Origin of the sequence: Legionella santicrucis, assembly GCF_001468135.1 — a bacterium.
Taxonomy (GTDB): domain Bacteria; phylum Pseudomonadota; class Gammaproteobacteria; order Legionellales; family Legionellaceae; genus Legionella; species Legionella santicrucis.
The window spans coordinates 239,974-262,070 of record NZ_LNYU01000009.1 but is presented as its reverse complement, the minus strand read 5'-3'; the positions used below and the strand labels follow the sequence as shown (position 1 = coordinate 262,070).

Below are 22,097 nucleotides of genomic sequence, written 5' to 3'. Positions count from 1 at the left end.
AGTATATTCGGCCGCTCATGAATGTCCTGGACCTTGTGGTTCAACTCCAGATTCTGGCTCTTCAGTTTTTTGAGATACAGTCTCTAGTTCCTCAGTTTCTATAACTTTTTCAACCGCTTTTGCAGCAGCTGCTCGTCTGCGTTGTTCTTCCAGTCGTTGCTCACCCGGATATTCACGTTGACGAGTTATAAGCTCAGTAGATACATTACTTTCTCGGACATAGTCTCGAAAGTCTTTTGCTGACTCAGCCAGTAATTGTTCCACTTCTTCCACGGTAAGTTTTTGAATTTGATTGCCTTTGTCATCGGTTTTAAATAAATAACCATTTTCTGTAGCAATTTCATACTTCTCTGCTAGCCATGCGTTAAATAATTGATCGAACGACACAACGGTATCCTCTTCTAGTGGCGCATCTGTTCCGGCCACTGCATAACCACGAACAAAATGCCCATCTTGACTGATAGCAAAGTCAAATCGAATACCTTCATAATTTTTATCTGTTAAATCGCTTACTGCTTTTTCAGCAATGCCCTTCTGCATATTCTTAAAGCTTGAAGTCTCAGGAAGATCACCAAGCCAAATCTGCGATCTTTGAGAAAACTTATAATCAACAAATTGCACAAACTCATCTACTGCCTTTTCTATTTCTTTGGCGGCCTCTCTTGCTTCGGGTGATTTATTATAGTACTTTGATTTTTGAACAATGTCATGAACTCGATCTTTTAAATAGTGAGCAAGTTCTGGTGATTTTTCCGCATTTTGCATCGCCTTTAATAGCTCTGATTTAGGAGGTAATGTGACATCTTTAGTAGTGGTGATCGAAGGGGCGTTTGCGGACATAAATCATCTCTCTCGCGGGTTCTATTATCGTATTGACCTAATTATAGCAAAATCATTTAACTTACAGAATTTCTAGTTTTACCATGCTGTTAAAAATTTGTAAAAATATAACATATATTATGAGTTAACACAGAAAAACTCAATTTTGTACAAAACTTCCCTACTCTCTTCACCATCCTAATCATCACTGCCATTAACTTAATGGTATTTATCCTATTTTCGTAAAAGCGAAAATCCATCTCTATCTTTGCATTATACTTACAACAAAATGAGCTCCGCTTTCACGAGAATGACAACAAGGTCCTTAAATCAATGACAGTAATCCAAATTATATGCTCGTATCAGATTTCAAATCCTGCATAAATGGTGATTGAATTTCATCAATTACCGATTTAAATGAACGATTGTTCATGGAGTCAAAAGTAAATTCATCCACTAGGATCGCATCCCAACGAGCAGCCTCCACAGAGAGTAACATATCCATTTCCTGTTGATTAATTTCGTTCTTTTCAACTTTTTCTTGTAGTTTTGCTCTTAATTTACCAAATTTAACTCGTTTCAAATCTCCCAGTTTTTGAGCGATTTCTTCAGTTTTAATAATTAATTGTAAAGCATGCTCGACTCGATCAACAGGTTGTTGTGGATCACCGCTTAAATAAATCGATTTTTTCACTCGATCCCGATAAAGATTATTCTGCGCTGCCAATTTTACTAATTTATAATCCAGCTTATCACTTGGATAACGCATAGTCTGTCCTAGAGGAAACGCCAAAAAACGCACCACAGCGCCTAGAACTCTGGATGGAAAATTATTACATAAATTAATCATCGCCTTTTGTGCATGATAGAAACAATAAGAAACCGCCCACTGAGCATATAATTGATCATCGGGGTGATCGCCATTTAATTGCACATTACGTAAAACAGCCATTGCCATATAAAGATAGGACATTCCATCTGCTAGACGAGCAGACAAGCGTTCTTTACGCTTTAAATCACCACCTAATTTAATCAAAGACAAATCCGCAAGCCAAGCATAAGCATGGCTTAAACGCGCTAATCTCTTGTACTCGCGTTTCATTTTTTGTTTCGGCGCACTAATAAACACACCAGCTGTCCATGCGGAACATATTGTTTTGGCAAAATTTTGCAAGAAGTATTGAATATGTTTCCAAATAACCTTTCTAAATGCTTCTTTGTCCTGATTGGAAATAGCATAGAACTCATCACGAATATAGGGGTGGCATGCCATTGAACCTTGGCCAAAGATTAATAAATTCCGAGACATTATATTTGCCCCTTCCACGGTAATGGAAATAGGAACCCCTTGATAAAAATTAGTTAAGTAGTTGCGGGGGCCCACTACGACTCCCCGCCCCGCATGCACATCCATAGCGGAGTTCACAACAACTCGCGCTAGTTCAGTATTAAAGTACTTAGTAATTGCTGAAGCAACCGAGGGTTTTTTATGCTCATTTACAGCGGCTACTGTCAGTAAACGAGTTGAATTAATCAAATAATTTAATCCAGCAATCTCTGCAAGTTTCTCGACCACGCCCTCAAACTGACCAATTTCCACATTAAATTGGCAACGAGCACGTGCAAAAGCACTAGTTGCCAAATAACAAACAGAAGAAGAAGCAGCCCCTAAAGCAGGCAAAGAAATAGAGCGGCCAATTGATAAACACTCAACCAACATTTGCCATCCACTTCCTATTCTTTTTTGTCCTCCAATTACAGTAGATATAGGCACAAAAATATCTTTTCCACGAATGGTACCATTCATAAAAGGCTGATCTGCAGGTAAATGCCGATTTCCAATTTCTAGATTAGGAGTATCACGAGAAATGAGTAAACAAGTAATACCTTCCACTCCTTCTCCTTGTAATAAACCATTAGGATCCTTGACATTAACGGCTAAACCAATCAACGTAGCAATTGGAGCTAAAGTAATCCAGCGCTTGTCTAAAGTAATGTTTAAACCTAATACCATTTCACCATCAACAGTTTTCTCTACAACAATAGCATCTGACTGGATTGATGTTGCATCACTACCTGCGCCTGGTTCAGTTAAAGCAAAACAAGGAATATCAATACCTTTTGCCAAACGTGGCAAATAATAAGTTTTTTGTTCCTCTGTCCCGTAATAATTTATTAACTCTCCTGGGCCTAACGAATTAGGTACCATTACAGTCACCGCCGCTACCCCAGAACGGCTGGCAATTTTCATCACTACATCAGAATGAGTACGTGCAGAAAAACCTTTGCCACCGTATTCTTTAGGAATTACTAATCCTAAAAAGCCATTTTCTTTAATATAAGTCCAAACATTCTTAGGTAAATCATGGGACTGACTGATTTCCCATTCGTCTAACATACCACATAATGTTTGAGTTTCATTATCGAGGAATGCCTGCTCCTCTGTTGAAAGAGCAGTACTTACGTTGGCTAATCGATCCCAATCAGGCTTTCCTGTAAAAATATCTTGTTCCAACCAAGTATCACCAGCATTAAGTGCTTCCTCTTCCGTTTTCGACAATTTAGGAATTGATTTCCCTGCTGTTTTGTAAAGATAATCCGCAATAACTGCACGCAAAGGTTCTAGATAAACCACAAGTAATGCCGTGATAATTACTAACCAAAGCAGAAAACCAATAATCCAAGGCAAACCAATAGCGAATGTTGCTATGATTAAATAAAAAACGCTTCCTAATTCCCAAACTAATGGATTCATTGCTCTATAGAGCACCACTAAAGTAAATATCAGGTAGAGCAAAAAAAACAAAATGGCCATAATATCAATACCTTCCCTTGCTTTGGACGATAAAAGTGTAGTATATACTCTTTACTTTATAAGTAGCAATTGCGCATGAAACAACGTTTGATTTGGAATTTTGAATTTGCTCCGGAAAAAAGCCTGCCCTTAGCAACCTTTGTGGACATAAAAGATGATCATCTCAAATGGGAAATTCGTTATTTCTGGCCAGAAAATAAATCAATTATTCTAAACACGATTGACCCTTCACTACTAAACATTAGTCATTACCAACAAAAACATAAGGAAGATGATTATTATTTACTACCAGGCCAAAACTATAATATTAAAAAGAGGCGTAACCAATTAATTTACAAACCGTTATTCCAAAAAAAAGATTCTGCTTTTGGTTTTGGCGCCAAAATACTCTTAAGTTCTCCAAACTCGTTACATCAAACTGAATTAAACGACCCTGAATTACTGGAAATAACTCGATTAGTTGCAAAAGAAAGCATAGAAATTTCTGTTAAAAAAGAAGCATTGATTTATACCTTTCCAACAAAACCGAAAATAAAAATGGAGCTTGCGCGCCTCGAAGTCCTTAACAAAATCTATTTTAGTGTTTGTATTGAAGGGAGATCGCTTCATTTAGTAGAAACTATTTCCAAACACTTGCTAGGAGAACAAGTTTCCTGCGAATATGTAACTTTCCTTAAAAGTCTACTGAAATTATGCTAAGGACTCTATTTGATATCATCCTAAGTTTTGGAAAAATCGGCCTCATATCCTTAGGAGGCGGTAACTCAATGTTAAAACTCATGGAATATGAGGCTGTTGAGTACCGACATTGGATAGGACAAGAAGAGTTTGTTGCAATGGTTGGCTCGACCTTCATTTTCCCAGGACTAACGGGGATTAAATTATCTGCGCTTATAGGATATAAAGCAGCTGGAATCACTGGATTGATTTTTGCCATCCTTAGTCTTAATTTACCAGGGTTACTTATGGCTGTAGCTGGATACCATTGGTTGACCAGTCACAATGGACCAGGAATGCGTAAAATCATGATCGGGGTACAATACGGTGCTCTGGCTTTACTCGCTGCAGCAAGTTATTCCGTTGCCCAAGGTGTTGTCGGTATGTATTTTTCCATTCCCATTGCTTTGTGCTGCATCCTATTTTTTCTTGCTTTAACCTTTTGGAATTTGTCACCTTTTTATGGTTTCATATTATTTATTGGAATTTGTTTTTTTCTAGTGCGTTGAATTAGATTTGTAAATAGATCTTAAAGTAAACTGTATCTTAAAATATGGACTGGGCTAGGATTTTAAAAATCAATGGAGTTACTTTTGGAAACTAAACTGGATAATCCGGAGTATTATATTAATAGAGAGTTCTCTATTATTGCCTTTAATCAGAGAGTCCTTATGTTGGCTAATGATGAACGCGTTCCTTTGTTAGAAAGAATGCGCTTTCTCAGCATATGCAGCAGTAATCTCGATGAGTTTTTTGAAATTCGTGTTGCTGGCCTTAAAGAAAAAATCGCAATGTCTTCTGGAAAATTAACGATTGATGGTTTGCGTCCTGATGAAGCATTCAGCCAGATTAGTCAAAAAACACATAAACTCATTGAACAACTCTACTCTATATTTAACAAACAACTTCTTCCTGCATTGAACAAAGAAAAGATTCACTTTCTTGAAACGGAGCAATGGACTGATGACATCCATTTGTGGGCAAAACATTATTTTAAACATGAAATTCAACCTATAATTAGCCCAATAGCATTGGACTTAGCTCACCCTCTACCACAATTAATTAATAAAAGTTTAAACTTTATTATTTCTCTAAGTGGAAAAGACGCTTTTGATCGTAAAATTAACTATGCCGTAGTACATGCTCCTCGCTCAATTCCAAGAGTCATTCATTTACCTTCTGAGTTATGTGGTGATGCTCATTATTTTGTATACCTTTCTTCTATTATTACAACTCATGTAGATAGTTTATTCCCCGGAATGGAAATTAGTGGTTGTTATTCTTTTCGTCTTACTCGCAATAGTGACTTATTTTTGCGTGAAGAAGAAATTGATGATTTAGCCAAGGCAGTACAGCGTGAAATTTTTTCACGTCACTATGGTCATGTAGTTCGACTTGAAATTGAAAAAAATTGCCCTGAAAAAATAGTTGATTTTTTACTGCAAAAATACCATCTTCGTCATGAAGACACCTATTATTGTGATGGTCCAGTGAATATTCAGCGTCAATTAACAGCCATTAACAGTATTAATAGACCTGATCTGAATTATCCTCGTTTTACGGCTCAATACCCCCAATTCCCCAAATCAGAACGTAATTTATTTAACGTGCTCGACGAACAAGACATCTTATTACATCTCCCCTATCAAAGCTTTGATGTAGTGATTGATTTTGTGAGGCAAGCAGCAAATGACCCTAATGTTCTAGCAATTAGTCAGACTCTATATCGAACTCGATCGGAATCGGTTATGGTTGATGCTTTAGTTGATGCAGCTCATTCTGGCAAAGAAGTTACTGCCGTCATCGAATTGCGGGCTCGCTTTGATGAAGAATCCAATCTGAAATTAGCAAACCGTTTGCATGCCGCAGGAATTCTTGTGCTTTATGGCGTTGTAGGATTTAAAACTCATGCCAAAATGACCTTAGTTGTTCGTAGAGCTCATGGAAAATTGAAACGCTATGTTCATTTAAGTACTGGAAACTATCATGAATATACTGCAAAACGTTATACTGATTTTGGATTATTAACCTGTGAGCCGACAATTGCTTCAGATACCCAAATTATTTTTCAACAATTAACCGGCTTAGGTAAAGTAGTTAAACTCAAATCATTAAGCCATTCCCCGTTTACGTTACAAAAAACTTTATTGCAATATATAGAACAATGTACCGCTACTGCCTTAAAAAAAGGAGATAGCGAAATTCTTCTTAAAGTAAATGGATTGGCAGATAAAACCATTATTCAAGCTTTATATAGGGCGTCACAGGCCGGAGTCAAAATAAATTTGCTTGTACGTGGGGTTTGTTGTTTAAAACCAGGATTGCCCGGAGTTTCAGAAAATATACGAGTACTTTCCTATATAGGGCGATTTTTAGAACATCATCGAATATTTTATTTTCGGATCGATGAGGAAGAATTTTATTTTTGTTCGAGCGCTGACCTTATGGAAAGGAATTTATATCATCGCATTGAAATTATGTTCCCTATTCTTGATGACAATTGCAAAAAACGTATAAAGCAAGAAATTATTAAAAACTACCTTAAAGATAATAGCAATACCTGGGAGATGCAAAGCGATGGCAGTTATAAATCAATTACTCAAGGCAATAACTGCGCCCAGGAAAAGCTCATTAGGTTATATCAAGATAAAGAAACCTCAATTTGATTAATGGCGCCCCCCATTAGGTTCTATACATCGTTAGTAGAGTCGACCAACGGAGCCTCCCCGCTACCAGCAGGACTTACTGCAGCAGTGAAGCTTAAAAATAGCTTGTTATTCTTGCGATTTTTGGCTTCTCTTCACCGGAAACTGTATCCCAGAAATACAAACTCTGTTTGCGGATATTCTCCTTTCCGATTGTCATCTTTGCAGTAAACAATCTTGGTTTTATCTGGATGGAATCATCAATCCTTATTATCCTAACTCATTCCTGTTATTATGATACTCAAATAGTGGTATTGCTATTGAGTGCCTATGTGCAGTGGTACCTCTAGGATTGATGGCGCAGCAAGATTTTCACGAGACCACGCGAGGTCCTCTGTTCTCACCTTATCAATGACTTCTATTGCCGCTAAATCGACGTCCAAACGAAACCGCGCCCATCCCATGACACGCGCCAGGTACGGCGGTAATGTTTCAACCATAAAAAGTTACGCGTGGTGTCATCGTTGTAAGTTTCGCTAAGCTCAGTCATGTACTTTTGTACACATCTTCATCTCACTTTGCTTGCGCCGTGTCTAGAACTTAGTGAACTCTATCGACATCAGGTTTTTTATCGAAAACAAGTTAAATGCGCATTTTCACCTAATTGCAAAGATGCTTTTGTTCCCAAAGGAATAGGTAAGTTGATAGGACCATGACCTACTCCTCTGATTCTTAACACCGGAATATCGCTACTTTCTGCAAAACGCTGCAAAACAGGATCAATGAGAGAGGTACCATTAGGTTCATAGCCCTCAAGAAAATCACCCAATAAAACTGCAGCAGCATTTGTAAAAATACATGCTTGCTTTAAATGCTCCAGCATGCGATCAACACGGTATCCTCGCTCCCCAATCTCTTCGAGCAAAACAATCTTATCTTGGCTATTAATTTGCCAACATGTTCCAATTCCAGATTGAATAATTGTTAAATTACCACCAGTGACGTAGGATTGGATACAACCTTCTTTTTGTGCGTGTTTGTTAAGTGGGATTAATCCATTAAATGTTACTGGTGCATCATCAAACAACAGTGACTTTACAGAAGCAAGGGATTCCGGGGAAAATTTATCAGGGGCTGCTGCTCCATGAATTGTTGGCCATCCCCAATGCTGCTGTAAATAAAGATGAAGGCAAGTCACATCACTAATACCAACAAATATTTTGTTACTTTCGGGAGGATGGATATCTGCTAATTTCGAGATCAGGCGTGCAGAGCCATATCCTCCGCGTACGCAAATCACCGCCTTTGTCTGTGAATTTTGCAGGGCATTTTTTAGATGCTTCAAACGCATTTCATCCGTATTAGCACATAATAAATCTTTGGCAAAAATATCTTTCTGCACAATACAGTTTAATCCCCAAGACTCTAACAATTCTTTTAATTCAAATAACTGTTTGTCAGTACTACGAGAGGATGGCGCAATAATTTCAATACAATCGCCAACACTTAAAACAGGTAGCTTTCTCATTTGGTCTCTTCTTTAAATTTCATGTCTTTAAAATTAACCTCAATTCAGGATAGAAATTTCATTAGATCCAATGTTTATCTCGATCCGTACACGCCGAGAAGATTCGCTAGCATCATCTCCAAATCTTGACTTCGAGACGGCATAAACACCTTCCCAACCCGAATGTTCCGTAGTAATGATTCGTCTTCTTATCCCCAAACTCGTTAAATTAATAAAGTCTTACTTGATTTTCCAGGTTCTTCGCGAACTAACCGAGGCAGCAAGTACCCAGGCAATAAATTTTGTAACTGTCGATAAATACCTTGTACCGTATTAAAAGGCAAATCAAAATGGACTGCCCCTTTTACTTTATCTAATACATGTAAATAATAGGGCAAGACACCAAATGAAAATAATATTTGACTCAAATCAGCTAAAACATGAGCATTGTCATTAATGCCCGCTAACAAAACTGTTTGGTTCAATAAATGACAGCCTATTTGACGTAACTCATGAAGTGCTTGTCGCACAGAATCATCAAGTTCTTGCGCATGATTACAATGCAACACAATAACCTTATTCAATTTAACCTTTTTTAATACTGAAAGTAAGCCCGAATCAACCCGCTCTGGAAAAACTACAGGAATACGTGTATGGATGCGTAAAGTATGCAAATGAGCGATCTGCTCTAACTGTTCTATCAGCTCCGCAAAAACAACATCAGATGCTAATAAGGGATCACCGCCACTTAAAATTACTTCGGTAATACTCGTATCTTGAGCGATATAATCACAAATACTTTTAAATCCTGCTCGTCCAGGATTATTAGCCTGATAAGGAAAATGTCTGCGAAAACAATAACGACAATTCACTGCACATACACCAGTCATTGTTAATAAAACCCGACCATGATACTTGTGCATAAGCCCTCGAACTGAATTCTTACTATGCTCATCTAAAGGATCGATACTGTATTCTTCGCCCCCTTGCAGCTCATATTCAGAGGCCAAAACCTGGAGTAACAAGGGGTCATGAGGATTTCCTTTTTGCATGCGGTTTGCAAATCCCAAAGGAATACGGCTAGGAAATTGCTTTTCAGCATGTAAATTCCCAGTTGATAAGGGTAACTCCAGATAAGTTAATAATTCAGTTACTGAAGTAAATCCCTGAGCTAATTTTTTTTGCCAACTTAAAGAGGTATCTCGCATTAATAACACAGACTTGATAAACTGTGCGAACTTTAACTAAAACCAAGCAAAATCTCAACTGTGGAGCACTAATGGCAATCTATAGCACCAATGAATTTAAAAATGGTTTAAAGGTAATGGTTGATGACGCACCTTGCACCATTCTTGATTGTGAATTCGTTAAACCAGGTAAAGGCCAAGCATTTACTCGTATTAAAATTCGAAATTTAAAAACAGGCCGAGTCGTGGAACGTACCTTCAAGTCGGGAGAATCTTTACCTTCTGCCGATGTTGCTGATGTAGAAATGCAATATCTCTATAATGATGGCGAACAATGGCATTTTATGGTTCCAGACAGTTTTGAACAATATGCTTTGAGCAAAGACGTACTTGCTGATGCAGAACAATGGTTAAAGGAACAGGACATTTGCATTGTTACTCTATGGAATAATGATCCCATACAGGTAACCCCGCCTAATTTTGTTATTTTAGAAATTATAGAAACAGATCCTGGTGTACGCGGCGATACCTCCGGAGGTGGCGGAAAACCAGCAAAACTAGAAACAGGTGCGGTAGTGCGAGTACCTTTATTTGTACAAACAGGTGAATTAATTAAAGTAGATACTCGTAAAGGCGAATATGTATCTCGAGCTAAAGAATAATGATGATTATTTTCATAATTATCAACAAGATTATATGGATATAGAATTAATTGTATCTGTATGGATTATGATATATTGAATCTTCATAATCCGACTATGAAGATTCAATAGTCTGTTTATAATTCGCTAGCTGCTTGATGTTTGAGCAATGAAGAGCAAACGTACACAAAGTTTGTATAGCATCGTAGCACAAACATCACGCCGTTTTGCCAAAGCAGTAGCATTGCAAACAGGCTCTAATAAACTTGATAAGTGTCATACATCCCCCAATACCCTACATCCCCTAAATCATCATAGCCGTAGTAATAGGCGTCATCATCATTATTGAAATAATCGATGTTCCAATAAGGACTAGTATGATAATAACCAACAGAATAAGCATAATTTGGGGTATAAGTTGGTGTATAATATACTCTTTCAGTAACACAACCGGTGACTAACAGTAGGGACCCAACCATCATTAAAGCAAGAATCAATCTGTTCATAATCCCATCCTAATTGTTGAATACTAATAAAGATCCTGCTGAAAAATTACCAAAGATGCTAATGGCGTCATTTGTACCAATAAGCATAATTAGTTCCTGCTTTAAGCACATGAATTACTGTGATAGCATTCAATCCTTACACTGGCTTATCTAAAGTTGAAGTCGGTGTAGAAAACTCGGCATCACGGTTAAAAAAATGGCGTGCTTAAAACTAAAAACGCAATTAGTTTTTCCATCCTCCTAGAGATTCCAATCCAACAAGTGTAAGTTAATTATATATTATGATTAATTTATATACAAAATATGCGCTTGATTTTTTGGGAGGATTCTGAAAATACAGGCAATGACTTCCTGTATTCTGAGCCTGTAACTAAATTTATAATGGAGGTTTATGCAGAGCTTAAGGCTTCCTACCATCTACATAGGCTTACACACCACTCTCCAAAACAACCTCCCTATCTGACACTATTGAATGGTTCAGGCAGGATAAGTCATTACCTATATGTATAAATAATAGACTAAAAGACCCACTTGTGTGAATTTTTTGAACAACCTTTATCTATTCTTAATTTTTGATATATGATTAGCGGAAGCTTGCACTGTAGGCATTATGATCATTTCCTCAATGTCTACATGCAGAGGACGAGTAATACAATATACTATTGCATCAGCTATATCTTCGGCTAACAAGGGTTGAAAATCACTATAGAATTCTTTTGCTTTTTCTTTGTCATTCCATCGCACCTCACTAAACTCGGTTTCTACCGCGCCCGGAGCAATTTCAGTAACACGAACAGGACTACCAAGCATATCTAATCTCATTGTCTTTGAAAGAGCATGTACTGCATGCTTTGTTGCACAATAAACATTGCCATTTGGATAACATTCATGACCTGCAATTGACCCAATGTTAACCACATGACCATACCCTCGCTCAAGCATACCTGGAATTAGAGCGCGACTTACATAAAGCAATCCTTTAACATTAGTATCAATCATAATATCCCAATGCTCTTCAATACCTTGTTGCACAGGAAGAGTATCTAAGGCCAATCCAGCATTATTAATTAAAATCGCAATCGACTGCCATTGGCTAGGTAAGGAATCAAGTTGCGTCTTGACTTGCTCATGCTCACGTACATCTAAAGGTAAAATATAATGTTCTTTACCATAACGTTGACTCAATTCCTTAGCTAATTGTTCGAGACGTTCTACGCGCCGAGCACATAATATGAGGCGTGCACCATATTTAGCACACAACTGGGCGCAAGCTTGACCAATTCCGCTTGAGGCACCAGTGATTAAAATAATTTTATCCATTAAGTCATTCATCTTTTACACCTTTATTTTCAATTAGAAAATTAATTAAAAGGACTATTTACAATTCTGCTATCTTGGCGAAATACCTTAATTTTCTACATTTCGCTGCTCGAAAATCAAGATATGATGACTCAAACAAGCAAACTATAAACTATATCAAGTTTTATTAGAGGCTGTTGGCAATTCGTCTTTCAAGATCCTGCATCCCGCAGACAAGCCGCAGGAGGTCGGAAATTGAATTGTCAACACATCCTAAATTCATAAAAAGTACAATTTAAGATTAAATATTGCCACAAATAAAAATAAGCAGATTTGAATGAGGCGATAATTAATTTGAAATTGCCAACAATTTTATTACTTCATCATCTGTTGTTTGTGAAAAGTCATTGTACCACAATCCTACAGCATAAAAATTAACTGGCCGAAGTGGACAGATGATTGAGTCCACTAAAGAGGCTAGCTCATCACAAGTAGATCGCGCAGCAACAGGAACTGCAATAATAATTTTTGCAGGATGCTTCTGTTTCAAAGCAGCAATAGCTGCGCGCATTGTATAACCTGTGGCAATACCATCATCCACAAGAATTATAGTTTTTTCCATAAGATCCGGAAAAGATTTATTACCGCGGTAAACTGATTCACGGCGTGATAATTCACTCTGTTCTGATTGTAATACATTATTGACAGCATCCTTTTCTATATGGAGAGTACTTAAAACTTCTTCATTTAAAGCAACGATACCCCCCGATGCTATAGCCCCCATGGCAAACTCTTCATGGCCGGGAACACCTAATTTTCTTACGATAAAAATATCAAGTTCTAATGACAGCTTCTTTGCAATTTCATAAGCCACTGGTACCCCACCCCGAGGTAACGCCAAAATAATTACATCAGTCCTGCTTGCATAATCCTTTAATAAATCAGCTAGAACATGGCCTGCTTGATAGCGATCACTGTAGTTCATGCCAACTCTCCAAAACAATCTTTATTTTTGAAGTTTAGCCTATTTGCTTTGCTGTGCTATATTTTAACAATTAGCTATTCTCACGGAGGAAATAGCCCATGAATGTTACAGAAAAAATCATCAAAGCCCATCTTCTTGATGGAGAAATGAGCGCTGGAAAAGAAATTGCGCTAAAAATAGATCAAACTCTTTGTCAAGATGCAACCGGCACATTAGTGATGCTTGAATTAGAAGCAATTGAGCTCGAACGTACCCAAGCTGAAATTTCTGTTCAATACGTCGATCATAATTTAATTCAAGAAGATAACAAAAATCCAGATGATCACCTCTTTCTTGCGAGTGCAGCAAGGCGATTTGGTCTTTATTTTAGCCGTCCAGGAAATGGAATTAGTCATGCAGTACACATGCAAAATTTCGGTAAGCCAGGAAAAACCTTAACGGGTTCAGACAGCCATACCTGTGCCGCTGGCTCATTAGGCATGATAGCTATTGGCTCTGGCGGACTAGAGGTAGCCATGGCTATTGCCGGCTATCCACTTTATATAAAAATGCCTAAAGTTCTTGGCGTCCATTTAACCGGAAAATTACCTAAATGGGTTAGTGCTAAAGACGTTATCCTGGAAATGTTACGTCGACATGATGTTAAGGGAGGTGTGGGTTATATCATTGAATACTATGGAGAAGGATTAAAACACTTAAGTGCTATGGATAGACATGTCATTGCCAACATGGGGGCTGAATTAGGAGCAACAACCACTGTATTTCCCTCAGATGAAATCACCAAAGAATTTTTGCGAAGTCAAGATCGTGAAAAAGATTGGCTAGAATTAAAAGCGGATAAAAATGCATCTTATGATAAAGATGAAGAAATTGACTTATCCAAACTTGAACCTCTTATTGCCAAACCAACCAGCCCCGGAAATGTAGTTCCTGTTGCAGAAATTGCTGGAGAAGAAATTTATCAGGCTTATATTGGTTCATCGGCAAATCCAGGTTATCGTGATTTTGCGATTGCCGCAGAAATCGTAAAAGGTCGTACTGTACATACGAATGTGTCATTGGATATTAATCCAACTTCACGAACTATTTTAGAAGAATTAGTTCGTGATGGACATTTAGGGAATCTAATTCATGCTGGTGCTCGTATCCATCAGGCTGGATGCAATGGCTGTATTGGTATGGGGCAAGCTCCTGCAACAAAGAAAAACAGTTTACGCACTGTGCCAAGAAATTTTCCTGGGCGCTCAGGAACAGATGAAGATAAAGTTTTTCTTTGTAGCCCTGAAACAGCCGCAGCCTCGGCACTAACAGGTGTTATTACCGATCCCAGAACTTTGGATATGCCTTATCCTGAAATAAAACTACCCCATAAAAGAATACTAAATCTTGGGTGTTTTGAAGAACCATTGCCTTTGGAGGAGGCTAAATACATTAAATTGGTAAAGGGCCCCAATATTGTCACCTTGCCTGATTTTGATCCCTTCCCTAATTCATTGAAAATACCTGTATTACTTATAGTTGGAGATAATATATCAACTGATGAAATTTCTCCCGCTGGTGCTAAGGTTCTTCCTTATCGTAGCAATATTCCTAAAATTAGCGAGTTTACTTATCACCATATCGATTCAGATTATGCAAGTCGTGCGAAAAAATATAAAAAAGGCCACGTTATTGTAGGCGGAGATAATTATGGCCAAGGCTCAAGCCGAGAACATGCGGCTTTAGCGCCCCGTTATTTAGGCTTAAGGGCTGTAATTGCAAAAAGCTTTGCCCGTATACATTGGCAAAATCTAATTAATTTTGGCATTTTGCCTTTAGTATTTAAAAACACCAAAGATTATGATGCGATCCATTTAAATGACATGGTTGAAATCAATGACTTTCCTAATATCTTAGATAAGGACTCGTTTAAGATAAAAATTAATGATAAAGAAATTGAAGTCGAACAAACTCTTTCCAAACGTCAAATTGAATTACTTATAAAAGGTGGATTAATTAATTGGGTTAAAGAGGATTTAAAAAAGAAACAAAAAACCAAATAATTTCAGCCCGTCGTAAGAATTGAGTCTAGGCAAGAGAAATGTGTTATGGCAGGAGGCATAAAAGCGCAAGACGAGTAGGCTAATGCAACTATTTTTGCCGCACACCTTGGTGTATTAAGGTGTGCGGGTCTGTTTCTTATTAATTATAATGATCAATCAAAAGAGATTTGCGGTCCTAAAGGAACGATCTGTGTTGGATTAATTGTTTTATGACTGTAATAATAGTGCTGCTTAATATGTAAAAAATCTACAGTTTCATACACTCCAGGATAGTGATACAGACGTTTTAAATAAGGTTGTAACGCTTGATAATCACTAATTCGTTGTTGATTCGTTTTAAAATGGCCGTAATAAACCACATCAAAACGAATTAATGTTGTAAACAAACGCCAGTCCACTTCTGTAAGTTGATCACCTAATAAATATTTTTGATGGCGCAAACGTTTATCCAACTCATCAAGCAAAGCAAACAATTCGACGTAAGCCTCTTCATATGCATTTTGTGTTGTTGCAAAACCACAACGATATACCCCATTATTAATCGAATTATAAATTTTGTCATTTAAGAGATCTATTTCTGACTGCAAAGATTCAGGATAAAAATCCTGTGAATCGCCCGTTAAATGATTAAATGCATGATTAAACTGACGAATAATTTCTGCTGATTCATTACTAACAATGGTTTTTTCTTTTTTATCCCACAAAACAGGCACAGTAACTCTACCTGTATATTGAGTGTTTGCTTTGGCATATAGCTCATACAAATAATTAAGTCCATAAAGGATATCTCCCGTAGCCCCCATTCCTTTTTTAAATTCCCAGCCTTTTTCAAGCATGTGCGGATGTACGATAGAGACATCAATATAATCATCTAATTGCTTCAACTTTCTAAAGATGAGTGTACGGTGCGCCCATGGACAGGCGAGTGATACATACAAATGATAGCGTCCTTTTTCCGCAGGAAAACGTGCGTTTGATTCATTACTAATTGTAAAGTGGAATTGAGCAGGTTCTCGCTTGAACTTCCCACCTGTCTTAGAAGTATCATACCAAACATCATGCCAGTGTCCATCAATCATCAATCCCATAGTTTGTCCTTATAAATTTTCTTTAAGCAATTATAGATTATGTTCTATAGTTAATAGTGAACCAAATTGAGGAATGTATGAATAACTCAACGAATCCTTATCTTTTAGGAAATTTTGCTCCAGTTCACGATGAATTAGACATAAAAAAATTAGAAGTCATTGGTGAAATTCCCCAAGACCTATTGGGAGTGTATATGCGTAATGGGCCTAATCCAGCATTTCCACCTATTTCATACACTTACCCTTATGATGGCGATGGTATGATCCATGCTCTTTATATTGCCCAAGGTCAAGCAGCCTATAAAAATCGATTTGTTAAAACTAAAGGATTAGTTAAAGAGCAAAAAGCAGGAAAAGCACTTTATAGTAGTGTCTTAAAACCTAAGCCCATAGATCCCCTATGGGCAGGCCCTGAAGATCAGCCTATTGCTATTAAAAATGGAGCATTCATTCATATTATTCGTCACCACAATACCTACCTGGCGCTCAATGAAGGATCTCCAGCATACGAGATGAATGTACACTTAGACACCCTCGGCGAATGGCAGCCTTATAAAAATCACCCTCCTATAGATGTATGCGCGCATACTCGATGGGATCCCCTAACCGGTGAGTTATGGTTTGTCAATTATGCATTAACTCCACCTTATTTAACTTTTTATCGCTTTGATAAACAAGGTAAATTAATTCAAAAATGGGACATTGAAAAATCATATTGCTCTATGGTACATGATTTTATTTTAACCACGAATTACGTACTTGTTTTTGACTGCCCTGTAGTCTTTGATCTACAACAAATTATGGCTGGTGGCGCTGTATTGAGCTGGAAACCAGAGCTAGGTGTGCGCATTGGCATCATGCAGCGTTCAGGTGGAGAAATGAAATGGTTGCACACAGAACCTTTTTTTGTTTTTCATTTTGCTAATGCATACGAGCAAGATCATAAAATCATCATCGATTATGTGAAACATGAAAAAATAGTACTTCTAGCCCAAGAAAATCAATCCATTCCACCACGATTAAATCGTATTTGCCTTAACTTAAAAACTGGAACAATAAAAAATAGTGAGTTAGACGAACGCCTTGTTGAATTTCCACGTATTAGAGAAGATTATGATACTTTGCCGCATCAATTTATCTATACACCATCAAAAACGGGAAATCCTAAAGGAGCGTTTAATACATTAATCAAATATGATGTACTCCACCAAAAATCATGGACTCATAATTTCGGCCCTCACGTAGAAATTGGTGAAGCAGTTTTCGCACCTGTCGGATCCAGCCAAGCAGAAGATGATGGTTATTTGCTCTTATTTGTTTATGATGCTGCTACAAATCAAAGCGAATTCCTTATTTTAGATGCACAGAACTTCCAAGATGAACCACTGGCACGGATTAAAATGCCACGCCGTATCCCTCACGGATTACATGGTTCGTGGATGCCAGGAACTTGGTAATTATCCATAATAATCTGAAAATGATGGCCCCTTTAAATTTATAAAATGAATCAATCTTTCATTTTAATTTTCAGCACCCATGATATGATGCGCATTATTTAAGTTATTTTTAAGCGTTTCATGACAAAAATAATTTGCCTTGGTGGGATCACCGTTGATCGAAAACTAACCCCTACCCATCAATTACAATTGGGAACTTCGAACCCGGTTTCATCCCTATCCACATTTGGTGGAGTCGCACATAATGTAGCTAAAAATCTTGCTTTGTTGACCAATAACATTCATTTATGCAGTGTCGTAGGTGACGATCAAGAAGGAATAGATGTCCAAAAACATTTAAAAAATCGAGACATAGTCATTAAAAATATTCTCACTATCCCTCAGCAAAAAACCGCACATTATGACGTCCTTCTCGATCACGAGGGTGAATTATATATTGCTTTAGCAGACATGGAAATTTTTAAGCATATTCCTTTTCAAAAATTTACTCAATCTTGGGAGGAATGGACTTGTGGAGATATTGTATTTTTGGATACCAATTTACCAGAACCTATCATTGAGCATGCTTTAAATATAGGCCGTACCCAAAATATTAAGTTATGTATTGATCCAGTCTCCGTAATAAAAGCAAAAAAATTATCCTCCTGCCTCGAACACGTTTTTTTATTAAAACCAGATCGTTTTGAAGCAGAAACATTAACGAATATTTCCATTCACTCAATCCCTGATTGCATCAAAGCAGGAAAAATATTACTGGATAAAGGGGTGGAAAATTGCATTATTAGTTTAGGTAAATTCGGTTATGTACTCGTTAATGAAAAAATTCAAAAGCATTTTCCAGCATTTTTTATTGAATCAGTAGTTGATGTAAGTGGGGCTGGTGATGCTTTTCTTGCTGGAGTTCTCTATGAGTTAAAGCAAGGAACGCCTATAGCTCAAGCATGCCAAACAGGAGCTGCAATGGCTGCGCTAACCATACAATCACCGCTTACAGTAAATGAACAAATTAATCTTGAAACGCTTAGCGAAATTCAATTCACATATAAACTAAGAGAAACAGATCATGCTGCAATTTTTTGATTATTCACCAGAAGTTAAATTCGCTATAGAGCATAAAAAGCCTGTATTAGCTTTGGAATCCACTATCATTTCCCATGGAATGCCCTATCCTGAAAACTATGAAACAGCACAAGCAGTAGAGCAAATTGTTCGTGAACAAGGTGTAACTCCCGCAACAATCGCTGTACTTGATGGAAAAATAAAAATCGGCTTAACAGAACAAGAATTACGGCACTTTTCATGTAACAACGAAGTATATAAAGCAAGTCGACGTGATTTGTCATTTATAATAGCCAATGAATATTCTGCAGGCACTACTGTGGCTGCAACCTTATTTTGTGCCGCTAAAGCCGGGATTAAATTATTTGCAACAGGAGGAATTGGCGGAGTACATCGAGGCGATGCCCAAGATATTTCTGCTGACTTAATTGAAATTGCAAGAACTCCCATTGCTACAATTTGTGCTGGCGCCAAAGCGATTCTTGATTTGCCTCGGACATTAGAACTTTTAGAAACAATGAGTGTACCAGTCATTGGTTACCGTACTCAGGTTTTACCCGCCTTTTATAGTGATTCAACCCCTTATCAATTATCAACATCGGTAAATGATATTCCATCCCTTGTTAAAATACTAAAAACTCATTGGTGCATAGACGCAGCCTCTGGGGTATTAATCGCAAATCCAATTCCAGCTGAATTCAATATTCCTAGTAATGAGATTGAACCAATTATCATCAACGCATTACATAAAGCAGAACAAAACAACATTTCTGGAAAAGCGTTAACTCCATTTTTATTAGCTGAAGTCGCGACGCTTACTGAAGGAAAAAGCTTACATGCAAATATCGCTCTAATTAAAAACAATGTACTTATTGGAGCTCAACTTGCCCATGCTTTTTATTCTTAAGCGGATAAAAACCGAAAATAAGCTTCTAAAGTAAAGCTTATTTTCTAGGAGAACGTTTGTCAGCTATTCTGAAGAGATTGCTGACAACTGAGTCGCTGTTCCTCGTAAAAACTAGGCCATGCGTCAATAAATAACCTTAAGTTAACATTGGGAACAAGCGTCTTACCTCTAATATCCATCCGAGTAACTGGATCAGGAATTAGCCGAATATTACCCCATACAGGAAGATCACTTTGTTTTGAACGAATCCATTGCGCTATTGAGCTTTGCTCATAGGAGTATCCACTAGGACTTAAAACAGGATTTTCCATAGTTATAAGCTGCACAGGATCTTGGATATCCTCTTCTACCTTCTCTAATTTAGCCAAATACTCATTAGGTTGTAGTGAATTTGCAGCAATATAATTAATAATCGTTTTAAGCTTTATATTAGGATAAAAATCACTACCTTCTTGTAAAGCTGGATACTCTTCCAATAAATGAGCTCGTTCGTAGGTAATACCATCCGCAACAAGAGTCACAGGATCTTTCATCAATTTTGCTTCGCCCGTTTTTTTAGTAGCAAGCGGGCATGAAAGAGCCATAAATATTCCTTCTGGCAAAGAAATAGTCGTTGATTTCAAATGACTAGCTTGTGATTTAGTGTGAGAAGGAGTATGCGTGTAAGTCGTGTATGCTGTTGTTTGTGTTTCTTCACCCAATTTTGGATTTATTCTGTTATCTGGATCATAACCGTTCTCAGCTAAAAGGTTTAATAATCCAGGAAGATGTGGCGCTGTATTTTCTTCTGTCAACTTGATAATACCACCTACAGACGCAGCAATGGCCTCAAATAGATCACTTCCAGGGCTTTCGTTATTACATATCCATCCTTTTTCATTGGATAACAAATAACGTTGAGGTGTATTCATTTTCCATTTGGATGACTTTTTTTCATAACTTATTGACTGGACTGTGAGTAATCCCTCCACTCGACTCTCACGAATCAACCATAATTTCCTCTCATTTTCTTGTAATACCTCGATCTTAGAAGAAAAATCAAACTGTTTTTTGAGCAATTCAACCTTGCCCGCGAGAATTCGATTTGTTTCTTTAGGCCCCATTTTACCATAGATAAAAATATCAGCCTCTTCCACTTTAGATTGCATTTTTACTCCACATAAAATCTAAATAGAGTTCTGTATAACATTCAGAAAACTATCTATAAAAATCACAAGGAGTGATTATACATTGATCATAAAGAATCAACAATGATAAAAATGAACAACAATAGCATTTGAAGTTCAATGGGAAATCATTTAATAGAAAATGAAATACTATCAAAGACAATACAGTGAAGCGTTACTTTTTAGTGAGTTAATCCAACCTCAGAAGCATGTAATTCCTCGGTATTCTGTGCTGAATGGGCTCTTCCTTGCCACCAATATTTCAACTGTTGAAATCCATGTAGCGTCGCCTTATATAAATCGGGAAAAATAGAAACAATGGCATCAAAAAAATCAGTAAAACCACCTTTATTAAAACCATAAATACAACGATTAAACTCAGCTCCTTTTTTACTTAAAGCAATAATATCGTCCTTTTTAGAAAAGAATTGGTGCGGATTAAAACCCAATTGAAACTTGGTATTATAATCTTTGAGTTCCTGAGCAAAAATACCTTCGATATCATCAGCGATAAGATGTTCCACTTGAACTTCTGTAAGAACAGGATACAGTGTCGCCATCATATGCCGCACCGCCTCATTCTTAGTTAACTGCTCAATAGAACGATCCTTACGTTTGCCAGGACCTTGTCCAAGACTCCAATTACATGCTCCGACCAATAGAGTTAATGATTCATGATACTCTGTATAGGCTGTCGCTCGTTGATTGATATAATAAACCGCAGCCCCCCATCCTATCCAACCTAAGAAACCAACTACAGGTAGAAATGACAAAGCAGTCGCTACTACACCAAAAGCAATACTCCCTAAGATTTTTTGATCGACACTATGGAGTTGCACGGATTTTTCTTTAAACAACGCGATGCATTTATTTAAAAATTCGATATGTGTCGAATTTGTAGAGAGAAAATTCTGCCCCTCTTTAATGTCAACAGCAAGTGCATTACCATTTGCTGCTTGAGCTGATTTTGGAATCACGAAATAATTTTCTGATTCTCTTTGTAGCTTGTAAAGCTCAGTGTTTATACCAAGTAGAGGTACTGAAGTAGAAACAGATTGTGTTTTAATCCCTAAAAATTCAAATACTGATGCCATTTTTTATCTTATCCCTCATTGAAAAAATTCATTCTAAATTTTATTGAAATCAATGACAATATTTCTTTGCTCAATATTTGCATTATAAAAAAATTATTTATTCATAAATATTATTTTTTATAATCAATCACTTAGATAATGAATAAAATTTATGAAACTTCCA

19 protein-coding genes are annotated in these 22,097 nt (G+C 37.2%); 8 read left to right on the top strand and 11 right to left on the bottom strand.

The window, feature by feature from the left end; genetic code table 11:
• Window positions 1–15: 15 nt before the first annotated feature.
• On the bottom strand, window positions 16–840 hold the full coding sequence (locus tag Lsan_RS03045) for a hypothetical protein (RefSeq protein WP_058513059.1): 825 nt from the start codon (window positions 838–840) through the stop codon (window positions 16–18).
• A gap of 328 nt (window positions 841–1,168) precedes the next feature.
• Complete coding sequence (locus Lsan_RS03040) at window positions 1,169–3,634, bottom strand: acyl-CoA dehydrogenase (RefSeq protein ID WP_058513058.1); 2,466 nt, start codon at window positions 3,632–3,634, stop codon at window positions 1,169–1,171.
• Between the two features lie 75 nt (window positions 3,635–3,709).
• On the opposite strand from Lsan_RS03040, the gene Lsan_RS03035 reads away from it, so the two are divergent.
• From Lsan_RS03035 to ppk1, 3 genes are all read left to right on the top strand, one after another.
• The gene (locus Lsan_RS03035; protein ID WP_058513057.1) at window positions 3,710–4,333 is read left to right on the top strand and encodes a hypothetical protein; all 624 of its coding nucleotides are present in this window, start codon (window positions 3,710–3,712) and stop codon (window positions 4,331–4,333) included.
• Window positions 4,327–4,860, top strand: coding sequence for a chromate transporter (locus Lsan_RS03030; RefSeq protein WP_058513056.1), 534 nt, complete (start codon window positions 4,327–4,329; stop codon window positions 4,858–4,860). Before Lsan_RS03035 ends, Lsan_RS03030 begins: the two co-directional genes overlap by 7 nt.
• A gap of 84 nt (window positions 4,861–4,944) precedes the next feature.
• Entirely contained in the window at window positions 4,945–7,017 is a 2,073-nt protein-coding gene (gene ppk1 / locus Lsan_RS03025) for a polyphosphate kinase 1 (protein WP_193392672.1), read from the top strand.
• 296 nt (window positions 7,018–7,313) lie between these two features.
• Here ppk1 and Lsan_RS21925 read toward each other — a convergent pair whose 3' ends face one another.
• The 3 genes from Lsan_RS21925 to epmB form a co-directional block, all read right to left on the bottom strand.
• Window positions 7,314–7,460, bottom strand: coding sequence for a hypothetical protein (locus Lsan_RS21925; RefSeq protein WP_157068280.1), 147 nt, complete (start codon window positions 7,458–7,460; stop codon window positions 7,314–7,316).
• A 164-nt stretch (window positions 7,461–7,624) separates the two neighbouring features.
• Window positions 7,625–8,524 carry a S66 peptidase family protein gene (locus Lsan_RS03020; RefSeq protein ID WP_058513054.1) on the bottom strand — a complete coding sequence of 300 codons (900 nt, stop codon included), beginning with the start codon at window positions 8,522–8,524 and terminating at the stop codon, window positions 7,625–7,627.
• Window positions 8,525–8,727: 203 nt separating this feature from the next.
• On the bottom strand, window positions 8,728–9,711 hold the full coding sequence (gene epmB, locus Lsan_RS03015; RefSeq protein ID WP_058513053.1) for an EF-P beta-lysylation protein EpmB: 984 nt from the start codon (window positions 9,709–9,711) through the stop codon (window positions 8,728–8,730).
• A 71-nt stretch (window positions 9,712–9,782) separates the two neighbouring features.
• Between epmB and efp the strand changes: the two genes are divergently transcribed.
• A complete protein-coding gene (gene efp / locus Lsan_RS03010) occupies window positions 9,783–10,352 on the top strand; it encodes an elongation factor P (RefSeq protein ID WP_058513052.1) in 570 nt (189 codons plus the stop codon).
• A gap of 236 nt (window positions 10,353–10,588) precedes the next feature.
• On the opposite strand, the gene Lsan_RS03005 is transcribed toward efp, so the two are convergent.
• From Lsan_RS03005 to Lsan_RS02995, 3 genes are all read right to left on the bottom strand, one after another.
• Window positions 10,589–10,837 (bottom strand): hypothetical protein, encoded by a 249-nt coding sequence (locus tag Lsan_RS03005; RefSeq protein ID WP_058513051.1) that lies wholly within the window; start codon window positions 10,835–10,837, stop codon window positions 10,589–10,591.
• 555 nt (window positions 10,838–11,392) lie between these two features.
• Window positions 11,393–12,169: an SDR family NAD(P)-dependent oxidoreductase gene (locus Lsan_RS03000; RefSeq protein ID WP_058513050.1), complete on the bottom strand. Its 777-nt coding sequence runs from the start codon at window positions 12,167–12,169 to the stop codon at window positions 11,393–11,395.
• Window positions 12,170–12,485: 316 nt separating this feature from the next.
• Window positions 12,486–13,121: a phosphoribosyltransferase gene (locus Lsan_RS02995; RefSeq protein WP_058513049.1), complete on the bottom strand. Its 636-nt coding sequence runs from the start codon at window positions 13,119–13,121 to the stop codon at window positions 12,486–12,488.
• 98 nt (window positions 13,122–13,219) lie between these two features.
• Here Lsan_RS02995 and Lsan_RS02990 point away from each other — a divergent pair, with 98 nt between their 5' ends.
• Entirely contained in the window at window positions 13,220–15,163 is a 1,944-nt protein-coding gene (locus Lsan_RS02990) for an aconitate hydratase (RefSeq protein ID WP_058513048.1), read from the top strand.
• Window positions 15,164–15,315: 152 nt separating this feature from the next.
• On the opposite strand, the gene Lsan_RS02985 is transcribed toward Lsan_RS02990, so the two are convergent.
• On the bottom strand, window positions 15,316–16,251 hold the full coding sequence (locus Lsan_RS02985; RefSeq protein WP_058513047.1) for a glutathione S-transferase family protein: 936 nt from the start codon (window positions 16,249–16,251) through the stop codon (window positions 15,316–15,318).
• Between the two features lie 77 nt (window positions 16,252–16,328).
• On the opposite strand from Lsan_RS02985, the gene Lsan_RS02980 reads away from it, so the two are divergent.
• The 3 genes from Lsan_RS02980 (at window position 16,329) to Lsan_RS02970 (ending at window position 19,674) form a co-directional block, all read left to right on the top strand.
• The gene (locus tag Lsan_RS02980) at window positions 16,329–17,708 is read left to right on the top strand and encodes a carotenoid oxygenase family protein (RefSeq protein ID WP_058513046.1); all 1,380 of its coding nucleotides are present in this window, start codon (window positions 16,329–16,331) and stop codon (window positions 17,706–17,708) included.
• Window positions 17,709–17,828: 120 nt separating this feature from the next.
• Complete coding sequence (locus tag Lsan_RS02975) at window positions 17,829–18,788, top strand: carbohydrate kinase family protein (protein ID WP_058513045.1); 960 nt, start codon at window positions 17,829–17,831, stop codon at window positions 18,786–18,788.
• Complete coding sequence (locus Lsan_RS02970) at window positions 18,772–19,674, top strand: pseudouridine-5'-phosphate glycosidase (protein ID WP_058513044.1); 903 nt, start codon at window positions 18,772–18,774, stop codon at window positions 19,672–19,674. Before Lsan_RS02975 ends, Lsan_RS02970 begins: the two co-directional genes overlap by 17 nt.
• A gap of 59 nt (window positions 19,675–19,733) precedes the next feature.
• Here the strand turns inward: Lsan_RS02970 and Lsan_RS02965 are convergent, their stop codons facing one another.
• Window positions 19,734–20,822 (bottom strand): U-box domain-containing protein, encoded by a 1,089-nt coding sequence (locus tag Lsan_RS02965; RefSeq protein WP_058513043.1) that lies wholly within the window; start codon window positions 20,820–20,822, stop codon window positions 19,734–19,736.
• 200 nt (window positions 20,823–21,022) lie between these two features.
• Window positions 21,023–21,934 (bottom strand): hypothetical protein, encoded by a 912-nt coding sequence (locus Lsan_RS02960; protein WP_058513042.1) that lies wholly within the window; start codon window positions 21,932–21,934, stop codon window positions 21,023–21,025.
• Window positions 21,935–22,097: the final 163 nt, after the last annotated feature.